Consider the following 12,221-nt stretch of genomic DNA (forward strand, 5'->3'; position numbering starts at 1 on the left):
GAGGGCGAGGCTCCGGCCGAGCCGCGGCGGTGGAGCACGTGCCCGATCGCCCCTTCGCCCCAGCTCGAACGGAGCTTTGATGGCGGAAGCGTCCGTCTCAGACTCCGTCAAGACAAAGGGAACACGTTTACGAACCCTCGCGGCTCAGCAGGAGCTTCGCCCTCCCGGTCCCCGGCGTCGGGCTTCCCCGGCCGACTTTCACGCACACCACCATCGCCGCCATGCCTTCGCGTTTCCTTCCCGCTCTCCGCGTCAGACTCGAACAGAACGATCCCGGAACGCACAATCTCCTTGGATGCGGACGCGGGCCGTCCGCTCCGAGGCCACGCCTCCGATTCGCGGCTCCCTCCTCCCGATGAAAGGCGCCCGATGAACGTCCTGCTCTTCAATGCCGGTTCGAGCAGTCTCAAGTGCAGCCTGATGGCGTCCGGGACCGGGGCGGTCCTCGCTCACGCGGTCGCCGACTGGGCCGGCGCGAAGGACGGCGGGCAGCCCCGCTACACCTTCGGCCGGGGTTCGGACGCACCGACCTCACAGAGCGTCGACTGGCACGGCTACGCCGCCGCCGCAGACGCCTTCCTCCGGGACCTCAGGAAGTCGGGGACGCTCGCGGGCCTCCACGAGATCGGAGCCGCCGGCCACCGGATCGTCCACGGCGGCACCTTCCGCGAGGCGGTCCGGATCACGGCGGACGTCCGCCACCAGATCGAGGACCTGATCGACCTCGCCCCGCTCCACAATCCCCCCGGCCTCGAAACGCTCCGCGCCGCCGAAGCGGCGCTCCCCGGCATCCCGCACATCGCGTCGTTCGACACCGCCTTTCACGCCACGCTCCCGCGGCGGGCCTACACGTATGCGGTCCCGGCCGCCTGGGCGCGGGACTGGGGGATCCGGCGGTTCGGGTTCCACGGCCTGAGCCACGCCTACGCCGCGCGGCGGGCGGCCGAAATGCTCCAGCGGCCGGTCGAGAGCCTCAAACTTGTGACGTGCCACCTCGGCCACGGCTGCTCGGCGGCGGCGGTCGACCGCGGCGCGTGCGTCGACACCACGATGGGCTACACGCCGCTCGACGGGCTGATGATGGGAACCCGCAGCGGCTCGGTCGACCCGGGGGTGCTGGTCTACGTCCAGCGGCATCATGGCCTCTCCCCCCAGCAGGTCGAGACCGCGCTCAATCGCGAGTCGGGCCTCCTCGGCGTCAGCGAGCTCTCGTCCGACATGCGGCGGGTCCTCGAAGCGGCCCACGGAGGGAACGAACCGGCCCGCCTCGCACTCGAAATCTACAGCCACCGGATCCGGCAGGCGATCGGGGCCTTCACGGCCACGATGGGCGGGCTCGACGCGATCGTGTTCACGGGAGGGGTCGGGGAGCACTCCGCCGACATCCGCGAATCGGTCTGCGCGAACCTCGCCTGCCTTGGCCTCGCGCTCGATCCCGTCCGAAATGCGAACGGAGGTCCGGACGCCGACCTCTCCGCCCCCGGCTCCCGCGCGCGGACCCTCGTCATCACCGCCCGCGAAGACCTCTCGATGCTCCTGGACATCGAACGGGTCCTCGGGACCCCCTGACCGCGAACCGAACCGACACGTCTTCGGTTTCCTCTCTGTCCTCTGACTCGCCCGGCGGAATGGACGCACCGACACCCGACCCTGCCGCCGCGCCCGACGCACCATCCCCGGCCCCCGCACCGGCGTCGCGGCTGATCGGCCTCGACGTCGCCCGAGCCGTGGCGATCCTCGGGATGATCGTCGTCCACTTCTGTCTCGTCGCCGCCGCCGACCAGACGACGCCCCCCTGGATGGCCGCCATCCTGCGAGCCCTCGACGGCCGGGCGAGCGCGGTGTTCATCCTGCTGGCCGGAATCGGCGTCACGCTCATGACCCGCGGGGCGGTCCATCGCCAGGACATCGCGCGGCGGAATGAGCTGCAGGTCGTGCTGATCCGACGGGGCATCGCGCTGCTCGTCCTGGGACTGCTCAATCTGACGATCTGGTCGGGCGACATCCTCCGGATCTACGGCGTCTCGCTGATCGTAGTCTCGTGCCTCTTCGATCGGTCCAGTCGAGCGCTTCTCATATGGGCCGCGGCGTTCGCGCTCGCCTTCATCGGTCTCTTCGCCGCCTTCGACTTCAGCCAGAACTGGGACTGGGAGACGATGACGTACCAGCGACTCTGGACCCCCTCCGGCCAACTCCGCAACCTGTTCTACGACGGCTTCCGCAGCGTCTTCCCCTGGACCGGCCTGCTGATCTTCGGAATGTGGCTCGGCCGGCTCGACTTGACGCGGCAGGACATCTGCCGCCGACTCCTCCTCCTCGGCGCCGCAACCGCCGCCGCGGCCGAGGGCCTCTCGTGGAGCCTCCTGCGATGGCTCGCTCCTACGGCGGGCCAGTCTCGTTCCGACGTTCCCGAACTCGCCGCCCCATCCCTTCCCGCGGACGAAGCCCGGGCCCTCTTCGGCACCGACTCCATGCCCGCCCTCCCGCTGTTCCTGCTGGCCGCGGGCGGGACCGCGGTCTCGGTCATCGCCCTCGGTTGCCTCGCCACGAACCGCTGGCCGGGACGGGGCTGGAAGCCGCTCGTCGCCACCGGCCAGATGGCGCTCACGTGGTACATGGCCCACATCCTGCTCGGCCTCGGGGGCCTAGTCGCCTTCAATCAGGTCGGAGCCCACTCTCTGCCCGCCGCCGCGGCGCTCGGAGTCGCGTTCTTCGCAATCGCGGTGCTCGTCTCCACCCTCTGGAACCGGATCGCCCGCCGCGGCCCCCTCGAAATCGCCCTGCGCCGGCTGTCCGAGCCCGAATGATCTCAACCTGCCGAAGCCAGCGCGGCGTCGGCTGTCATCACCCACCCGGTCCCAGCCAACCGGGGGAAAAAGGAAGCGGAGAGACAGGGATTCGAACCCTGGGACACCTTGCGGAGTCTCCGGTTTTCAAGACCGGTGCAATCGGCCGCTCTGCCATCTCTCCGAGCGGGGGCCTGCCGCCGTTGCCGGGGAGGCGGAGTGAGTCTAGTCGTTGGCCGGCGGCCCGCAAACGGTCATGGGGGTCATGCGTTGTCCCGCTCGCTCGAACCACGTCGTTGCCGGCACGACTCGTGCTCGCTCGAACCCGTGTGCCACGGCCGCTGGGGTCAAGGGGCCCAAAGACAACACAGGCCCTCTTGCCGCCGGAGGCACTTCCATGAGGAACCGTGGTCAGCAACGGACGTCCCCTTTGTGGGACCGGCGTTGAGGACTCACTGCTCGCTCCGCAATGCCCGCGGGTTGGTGAGGGGGCATCCGGCGCGTTGTCCGCGCCTGGACACGCACTCCTTCAGACATCTCCCGACGGCCAGGCCTCCGGCGGGCAAGAGGGCGTTGCCCCCTTGCATCCCCCACCAGGGGTGCCCCCTGGACCCCGGTTTTCCCTTGGTCGTTGCATCATCAGATTCGCTAGGCGGTCCCCCGGACAGGCGGTACAGTCGATCGCATGGAGCATTTTGCGGCACCATCGCCTCTTCGCGATGTCGAAGAGCACTTCAGCCAGCTCGTGGCGAGCGTCCAGGACTACGCGCTTTTCCTGCTGGATGAACAGGGGCGCATCCGAACCTGGAACGCGGGAGCCGAGCGGTTCAAGGGCTACACCCGGGACGAGATCCTCGGACGACACTTCTCCTGCTTCTACCCCCCCGAACTGGTCGCCAGCGGATGGCCGGACTTCGAACTGCAGCAGGCCCGGGCCCTCGGCCGGTTCGAAGACGAAGCCTGGCGTCTTCGCAAAGACGGCAGCCGCTTCTGGGCCAACGTCGTCATCACGGCCCTCTACGATGAGAACAAGAACGTCCGCGGCTTCCTCAAGATCACCCGCGACCTGACCGAGCGCAAGGCGGCCGAGGAGGCGCTGCGGCTGAGCGAGCAGCGGTTCCGCCTGCTGGTCGAGCGCGTGAAGGACTACGCGATCTTCATGTTGGATCCGGAGGGACGGGTCGTCAGCTGGAACGAAGGGGCGCAACGGATCAAAGGCTACGCCGCCACCGAGATCATCGGACAGCATTTCTCCCGCTTCTACTCGTCGGAGGACCTGGCCCGCGGCAAGCCCGAGTGGGAACTGGCCGAGGCGATCGCGAGAGGGAGCATCGAGGACGAAGGCTGGCGGGTCCGCAAGGACGGCTCCCTGTTCTGGGCGAACGTCGTCATCACGGCGATCTACGGCGCCGACAACGTGCTCGTCGGCTTCGCCAAGGTGACCCGCGACCTGACGGAGAAGAGGAAGACCGAGGCCCTCGAAGTGGCGGACCGCCAGAAGAACGAGTTCCTGGCGATGCTGGCCCACGAGTTGCGGAACCCCCTGGCCCCGATCAGCAACGGCCTGCAGCTCCTCAAGTTCGCGGGGCTCGACCGGCCCACCCTCGAGGCGACGTCCGAGATGATGGAGCGTCAGCTCCTGCACCTCATCCGGCTGGTCGACGACCTGCTGGACGTCTCGCGGATCGTGACCGGCAAGATGCGGTGCCAGCCGGAAGTCGTCGACCTGGCGGATGTCATCGAGCGGGCCGTCGAAGAGACGCAGCCAGCGGTCGACGCCGGCGGGCATGAGCTGCGGCTCTCGCTTCCGGGGCGGCGGATCTTTGTGGCGGCCGATGTGGTCCGCCTGTCGCAGGTGGTCGGCAATCTCATCGGCAACGCCGCCAAGTATAGCGACCAGCCAAGCCAGATCATGCTGACCGTCGAGCGCGATCGCGAAACGGCGGTGATCCGTATCCAGGACCACGGGATCGGGATCGCGGCGGAACTCCTTCCGCGGATCTTCGACATCTTCACACAGGCGGACAATTCGGAGGCCCGGACGCGGGGCGGACTCGGCATCGGGCTGAGCGTGGTGAAGAAGCTGGTGGAGATGCATGGCGGGACCGTGACCGCCCGGAGCCCGGGCCTGGGGCAGGGGAGCGAGTTCACGATCCGGCTGCCGATGGTGTCGGAAGCGGGGGAGGCCATCCGCCCCGCGCAGAAGCCGGCCAAGCGGACGGGCCAGCCGCGGCGGATTCTTGTTGCGGACGACAATGTCGACTCCGCCCGCACCGCCACGGCGCTGCTGAGCGCCTGGGGGCACGAGGTGCGGACGGTCTTCAACGGGACGGAGGTCCTGGAGACGGCGCGGCACTTTGCTCCCGAGATCGTTCTGCTCGACATCGGGCTGCCGGGGATGAGCGGTTACGAGGTGGTCCGGCGGCTTCGCGAGACCCCCCAGGGGGAGGGGATGGTGCTGGTGGCGGTGACCGGGTACGGGCAGGAGTCGGACCGGCAGCGGGCCTTCGACGCCGGGTTCAACTTCCACCTGACGAAGCCGGCGGATCCGGAGAAGCTGCAGTCGATTCTGGTGGGTGGAGTGGTCTGAGCCGCTGGTCTGTGGAACACCATGTCTGCACAGCCCGAAGCCGGGTCCAGGGGGTCCCCCTGGTGGGGAGTGCAGAGGGGCAACGCCCCTTTGCCCGCCGGAGGCCTGGCCGTCGAGAGATGTCTGAAGGAGCGCGTGTCTAAACGCGGACACCGTGCCGGATGCCCCCTCACCAACCCGCGGAGATCCCAGGGCGAGCGGGGAGTCCTCAACGCGGGTCCCACAAAGGGGACATCCGTTGCTGACCACGGTTCCTCGTGGAAGCGCCTCCGGCGGCAAGGGGGCTTGTGTTGTTTTTTGGTCCCTTGCCCCCAGCGGCCGTGGCACATTGGGTTTGAGCTCACGGCATCGTGCCGGCGTGGAAGCGGCTCAAGCAACCAGGCCAATCCGTCTTCGCGCGCCGCCCGAATCGCTGGCTTTCAATCCCGCGACCGGCCAGCATAGGGAGCCTTCCGTCCCACGGATCTCGACACCAATGCTGGGGAACTCTTCCTCGTCCGAACGGGCGTCGCCCTCCCCCTTCGACTCGGACGTCGCGCAGCTCTACGCCGAAACCGCTCTGGAAGGCGAGCCGGAACGCGCTCCCCTCGCGCTCCAGCTCGCCGCCTCGGACGACCATCTCCCCCACCTCACCGGCGAGATCCGCGACCTCCTCCTCACCCGCCTCAAAGAGGTTGCCCTCCTCGTCACCGTCGGGTGGAGCTTCGTTCTCCTCCTGATCCTGTCCGGGTTCGACGGTCTCCTGAATGCCACCCAGCTCGGCTGGAGCACCGTCGGTGTCATCGCCATCGCGGTCGCCATCTTCACCGGCTGCCGCATCACGATGGGGCTTCGCAACGGTTACTCGCTCGTCGTTCTGCGGTCCTTCGAGGCGGTCTATCTGTGGGGGGCCGTCGCCTGTGCAACCTGGCTTCGGATCGCCGCGGTCCGCGCCTCCCTCGCGACGCAGCCGCTCGACCGTTATCAGGTCCTCTACGCCAGCGCGTTCTCCAACCTGATCTGGATGGCGGTTCTGGTGATCTACGGGATCTTCGCCCCCAACACCTGGCGGCGGCTGCTGACGATCACCGGGATTCTCGTCGGGATCGTCCTGGCAACGGAGCTCGCCGTGTGGCACGACGCCCTCTTCGCGGCCCCGGGGCTGTTCCTCTCGAGCATGATCATCACGGCGATGACGCTCTTCCTGGGGGGCGGGGTGGCGGTTTACGGTTCATTCAAGCTCAGCGCGGCCCATCAGGAGGCGGCCCGCATCCGCAAGCAGCTTCGGGATCTGGGGCGGTACCGGCTGGTCCGGCAGCTCGGGACGGGGGCGATGGGGGAGGTTTATCTCGCCGAGCACGTGCTGCTGCGGCGGCCGTGTGCAGTGAAGGTGATTCGGCCGGACCGGGCGGATGGCGAGAAGCTGGTGGCTCGATTCACCCGCGAGGTGCAGGCGACGGCAGCGCTGACGCATCCCAACACCGTCGAGATCTATGACTACGGGCGGGCGAAGGATGGGACGTTCTATTATGCGATGGAGTATCTGCCGGGGCTGAACCTGGACGAGCTGGTGGAGAAGTACGGGCCGCTGCCTCCCGCGCGAGTGGTGTATCTGTTGCGGCAGGTTTGTGGGGCGCTCCATGAGGCGCACCAGGCGGGGCTGATCCATCGGGACATCAAGCCAGCCAACATCCTGGTCTGCAGTCGGGGTGGGGTTCACGACATCGTGAAGCTTCTCGACTTCGGGCTGGTGCGGGCGGTGCAGGCGAATCCCGGTGAAGGGAAGCTGACGCAGGACGGGGCGATTGCGGGGACGCCGGAGTACATGTCGCCGGAGCAGGCTCAGGGGCAGTTGCAGCTGGATGGGCGGAGCGACATTTATAGCGTGGGGGTGGTGGCGTATTTTCTGCTGACGGGTCGGCCGCCGTTTGAGCGGCCGAATGTGTTGCAGATGCTGTTTGCGCACGTGCATGACGCGGTGCCGCCGCTGCAGAACGGCGCGGTGCCGGGTGAGCTGGAGCGGATTGTGATGCGGTGTCTGGCGAAGGGGCGGGAGGAGCGGTTTCAGGGGGTGCGGGAGGTGGAGGGGGCGTTGGCGGGGTTGCGGCAGGCGGGGGAGTGGGATGCGGAGGCGGCCGCGGAGTGGTGGGGGAAGGAGGAGGGGGTGAGGCGGAGGGCTGAAGGCGGAAGGTAGAGAGCGACGTTCGTCGTTCTGCGCGGAGATTGTGCCCGCCGGCGCAGCGTCCATAGCTCAAACCCATTGTGCGACGGCCGCTGGGGGTCAAGGGGCCAAGAAACAACACAGGCCCCCTTGCCGCCGGAGGCGCTTCGATGAGGAACGTTGGGACACCACGGGCGACCGTTTTGTCGTACCAGCGTTGAGGACTCCCCATTTTAGTGGTGTGCAGCGCTGAGTCCGTTTGGGGCGTGGTCCAAGTAACCCCACCCTTGAAAGGGTGGGCTATTTTCGGCCGTCCCTGGCGGGACTTCTTTGCGTACGCTCCGCTCTCATCACGGTAGAACGGGGCTGCGATCGTCCACGCATGGTGTGGTCCGCGGCGGCGGACCGTGCCCCACCGGCAACGCTGCAGGTTCGTAGAAGCGAGTTGGAGCCGGTGCGGAATGCCAGCCCGAAGGGCTATCCGTTCGTCCAGCCAGGGCCAGCGGCCCTGGTGACACCGACCGACAGTAGCGGCGGCCCAACGGGCAAACCGTTCACCTTGAGGCGAGGACAACGGACGATTGGCGAGTCGGAACCGAATGGCCGGCCCTTCAGGCCTCTTCCCGTTCTATGCCACTCATTCCAGGGCCGGTGGCCCTGGCTGGATGAACGGCTGGCCCGTTGGGCCGGAGAGCCCGGGAGGACTCCTTCACCCCGCACGACTTGCTTTGCAAATGCAGCGGGTTGGTGAGGGGGCATCCGACACGGTGTCCGCGTCTGGACACGCCCTCCTTCAGACATCTCTCGACGACCAGGCCTCCGGCGGGCAAGAGGGCTTCGCCCCCTTGCATCCCCCACCAGGGTGCCCCTGGACCCGGTTCTGACTATTTCGTTTCCGGTGCCGCCGGCGCGGATGTCTTCAACCGATTCTGCACCAGATTCGCCCGGTCCTTATGCACCGCCGTGAACTTCGTCCCGTCCGCCGACAACTCCTCCCGACACAACCCGTCATCCCACACCGCCCCCTGAGCCGTCGACTCCTTCGGCGCACCCAGCTTCTTCTCCAGCGCCGCCTTGAACGCACCCGCCTTGTCCGCCGCCACCGTCATCTCAATCCCATACAGGATCCCGTCAATCACCTGCAGCTCCACACTCTCCGGCGCGACCTCCTCCACCGCAAACTTCGCCCGGTCCGCCTCAGCCACCTTCTGCTTCACGATCCCCGCAGCAGGCGGCTCGCCCGCCGGCTCCAGCGCCAGATTGGCGCCGAACGACTGCAGCGTCGAAATCCCCACCTTCAGCTCGTTCAGCTCGAACGGCAGCAGGTCCGGATCGAGCGCGGGCCCCTGCGAAACCGGCTTCGGCGGCGGCGGAGGCGCATTGACGTTGCACCCGGACCAGGCCAGCGACAGAAACAGCACCGCAAGCGATCGAGACATGAGCGGAATCCCGAAAAGCCAGAAGGGAGACAGGAAAAGCGTTCGCGGCAGTGTGCAGGCCAACCCCGCGCGAGTCAAACGGATCCCCGAGAATCGCAGCCCCGGGATTTCTCCCCCCGGATTGGCCACCGACTCCCCCGGAAGGCCGTTCACACCTTGACAAACGTGTCGCTTACCGGGGAACGTGTCTGTGCCCCAGGATGGGACGGCGTCCGGTTCGCCAAAGTTGAGTCTCACGCTCCTGAAGGCCCCGGCGGACACCGCTCATGACCTCGGTTCTCGCAAAGCTCCCCCCGACGATCTTCCCACCCCTCTCCTCGCACGAGGAGCTGATCGCCGCCCTCCAGGACTGCACCGGCGAGCCGCGGCAGACCGTAATGAACAAGCTCCTGGCCGAGCACGAGTGCGGCGGCGTCCACGTCAAACGCGAGGCCGAGGAGTTCGGACTGACCCCCTACGAGTGGTCCGACCGCCTGATCGAGTTCTACCGCACCACCAAGTCGTTCCTGTACGAGTCCGCCGTCTGGAACCGCAGCCCCCTCAAGCAGACGATCCGGGCCTGGATCGGCGGGTTCCTCCAGCGGGAGAAACGCCTCGACGCCCGCATCCTCCTCTACGGCGACGGGATGGGCTTCGACAGCACCTACTGCGCCCTGCTTGGCGGACGGGTCACCTACTTCGAGCCCTCCGAGGAGTGCGCCGCCTTCGCCCGCAAGGTGTTCGAGCAGAACGGCGTCACCGTCACCCACATTCCCGACCTCAAGGGGCTCAAGGACGGAGAGTTCGACGTCGTGGTCTGCCTGGACGTCCTGGAGCACGTCCCCTCGCCGCCGGACATGATCCAGTCCTTCTCCCGCTGGCTGGCCCCGGGCGGGTTCCTGATCACGCACTCCCCGTACTTCTACCTCGAGCCCTACCACCCGACGCACCTCGCCTCGAACCGCCGCTACGCCGGCGACGACGCGATGTTCAAGACGGCGGGGCTTTATCCGTACGACGGCCGGCTGTTCTGGGACCCGATCGTCCTCAAGAAGGGGACCGGTCCGGACCCCGGGCGGCGGACGGGACAGATCGCCATCGGCAAGCCGCTGCTGCAGTCGGGGCGGTACATCTGGCCGGTGCACAGTCAGGCGGCGCGGATCATGTCCGCGAGCGATTCCCGCTGGGCGCGGGAACTGCGGGCGATGGGGGCTTCCTGAGGCGGAACGAACAGGCGGGAACGGAAGAGGAAAACGAAAAACGGCGGGCAAGGGCCGGCCGGTTTTTTGATCCGTCGTCGGCCGCGCGCGCCCGTCGACACCAAGTCCCTATTCGGCTTTAATACGATGGGCCGTCCAATCGGAGCACCTGCCGGAGACTCCCGTCCTGACGCCCTGACCCGAAGGCAGTCCGAGCAACGAACGAATGGCGAAGACCGATAGTCCACTCCCCCTGAGCATTCAGGGAGTCGAAGCGGTGCAGCGGATCGAAAAAACGCTGCCGCTCGGGGTCGTCACGCGTATCGGCCGGATGCCTTCCTCCGGGTGGGCCATTCCCTGGGACCGGTCGATCTCCCGCGAGCACGCCGACCTGACGTGGAACGGCGAGCGGCTCCTGCTGCAGCTCACGGCCAACGCGCAGAACCCGGCCCTCTACCGCGGTCAGCCCGAGCGGACCCTGAACCTGGCGGCCGGGGACTGGTTCCAGATCGGCCAGACGATCTTCCAGCTCGGGATGCCGGGCGGTCGGCCGGGGGGCGAAGCCGCCGGGGAGTCGACGACCACGTCGATCCGGCTCGGCGATTCCCGCGGCTATTCGATGACGGACCTTCGCAAGGTCCAGTTCCAGAACGCCGCCCGCCAGCTCGAGCTGTTGAGCGACCTGCCGGATGCGATCCGGAACTCGAATACCGACGTCGACCTCTGTCACATGCTTTCGCAGATCCTGCTGAAGGCGATCCCGCATGCCGACGCCGTGACGGTCGCGGGCTATGACATGGCGCACCTGTCCGACGAGTACGAGAACATCAAGAAGTTCCCGGACCCGCTCGTCATGCAGACCGAGACGCGGGACCACTTCGAAGGGCGGTTCCTGCCCAGCCGCCGCATGATCTGGCTCGCTCTGCGGGAAGAGCAGAGCGTGATGCACATCGACACCGGCAAGCAGCAGGACGACCGGTTCACGATGAGCGAAGGGCTGGGGTGGTCCTTCTGCTGCCCGGTCCGCGGGGAGGCGACGCGGGGCTGGTGCATGTATGTCTCGGGGCAGGGGCATACGTCGGGGTCGCTCGTGATCTCGGAGGATGACCTGGCTCCGGACCTGCGGTTCACCGAAGTGGTGGCGCAGTTCATGGGTTCGATCCGGCAGGTCCGGTTGCTGCAGCAGCAGAAGACGCAGCTCAGCACGTTCTTCTCACCCAAGGTCGTCGAGAGCTTGGCGGATCCGCGGCGGGCGGCTCAGTTGCTGATGCCGGCGGAGCGGGAGATCTCGGTTCTGTTCTGCGATGTGCGGGGGTTCTCCTATCGCTCGGAGCAGTTGCAGGGGCGGTTGCCGTACCTGCTGACCTGCGTGACCGAGGCGCTGGGGGTGATGGCGTCCGGGATCCTGGGGGCGGACGGGACGATTGCCGACTTCCAGGGGGACGCGGCGCTGGGGTTCTGGGGGTGGCCGGTGCAGCTCAAGGACGGGCCGTTGCCGGCTTGTCGTGCGGCGCTGGCGATTTACAAGCGGTTTGCGTCGGGGACGAGTGAAGTCGGTGGTTTGCTGGAGGGATTTTCGGTGGGGATCGGCGTGGCGCATGGGCGGGCGCTGGCGGGGCAGATCGGGACGCATTCGCAGGCGAAGGTGGGTGTGTTTGGTCCGGTGGTGAATCAGGGGGCGCGGCTGGAGGGGCTGACGAAGTTTTTCGAGGTGCCGATCTGTATTGATGAGACGACGACCGCGTTTGTGCGGGAGGGGTTGCCGCCGGAGGAGGGTCGGTTGCGAGTGTTGGCGCGGCTGCGTCCGAAGGGGATGAAGATCCCGATTACCGTGTCCGCGCTGTTGCCGCCGCAGGCGGAGATGCCGCATGTGACGGCGAATCTGTTGCAGCGGAGCGAGGTGGCGGTTCAGGCGGTGATTGATGGGCGGTGGGATGCGGCGCGGGCGATTTTGAAGGCGTTTCCGGAGGACGATGCACCGTCGCGGAAGTTGATGGAGATGATGGCGGGTCATGGGAACGAGCCGCCGGCGGATTGGGATGGTGCGTTCACGATGGGGACGAAGTGAGAGGCGGAAGGCTGAAGGCT

Annotated in this window: 7 protein-coding genes and 1 tRNA gene; 6 read left to right on the forward strand and 2 right to left on the reverse strand. The window is 67.3% G+C overall.

What is annotated here, in order from left to right:
- Nucleotides 1-369: 369 nt before the first annotated feature.
- Both VT03_RS20480 and VT03_RS20485 read left to right on the forward strand, forming a co-directional pair.
- Nucleotides 370-1,569, forward strand: a complete 1,200-nt coding sequence (locus VT03_RS20480) for an acetate/propionate family kinase (protein WP_075094705.1) — start codon at nt 370-372, stop codon at nt 1,567-1,569.
- Nucleotides 1,570-1,628: 59 nt separating this feature from the next.
- Nucleotides 1,629-2,807 (forward strand): DUF418 domain-containing protein, encoded by a 1,179-nt coding sequence (locus VT03_RS20485; protein ID WP_075094706.1) that lies wholly within the window; start codon nt 1,629-1,631, stop codon nt 2,805-2,807.
- Nucleotides 2,808-2,883: 76 nt separating this feature from the next.
- Here VT03_RS20485 and VT03_RS20490 read toward each other — a convergent pair.
- Nucleotides 2,884-2,970 (reverse strand) — tRNA-Ser (locus VT03_RS20490).
- Between the two features lie 501 nt (nt 2,971-3,471).
- Between VT03_RS20490 and VT03_RS20495 the strand changes: the two genes are divergently transcribed.
- Nucleotides 3,472-5,376, forward strand: coding sequence for a PAS domain S-box protein (locus VT03_RS20495; protein ID WP_075094707.1), 1,905 nt, complete (start codon nt 3,472-3,474; stop codon nt 5,374-5,376).
- Nucleotides 5,377-5,851: 475 nt separating this feature from the next.
- Nucleotides 5,852-7,549, forward strand: a complete 1,698-nt coding sequence (locus tag VT03_RS20500; protein ID WP_075094708.1) for a serine/threonine-protein kinase — start codon at nt 5,852-5,854, stop codon at nt 7,547-7,549.
- A gap of 851 nt (nt 7,550-8,400) precedes the next feature.
- Here the strand turns inward: VT03_RS20500 and VT03_RS20505 are convergent.
- Entirely contained in the window at nt 8,401-8,955 is a 555-nt protein-coding gene (locus VT03_RS20505) for a hypothetical protein (RefSeq protein WP_075094709.1), read from the reverse strand.
- Nucleotides 8,956-9,221: 266 nt separating this feature from the next.
- On the opposite strand from VT03_RS20505, the gene VT03_RS20510 reads away from it, so the two are divergent.
- Both VT03_RS20510 and VT03_RS20515 read left to right on the forward strand, forming a co-directional pair.
- Entirely contained in the window at nt 9,222-10,154 is a 933-nt protein-coding gene (locus VT03_RS20510) for a class I SAM-dependent methyltransferase (protein WP_075094710.1), read from the forward strand.
- A gap of 205 nt (nt 10,155-10,359) precedes the next feature.
- A complete protein-coding gene (locus VT03_RS20515; protein ID WP_075094711.1) occupies nt 10,360-12,201 on the forward strand; it encodes an adenylate/guanylate cyclase domain-containing protein in 1,842 nt (613 codons plus the stop codon).
- Nucleotides 12,202-12,221 lie beyond the last annotated feature (20 nt).

This window comes from Planctomyces sp. SH-PL14 (assembly GCF_001610835.1).
In the GTDB taxonomy this organism is placed as follows: domain Bacteria; phylum Planctomycetota; class Planctomycetia; order Planctomycetales; family Planctomycetaceae; genus Planctomyces_A.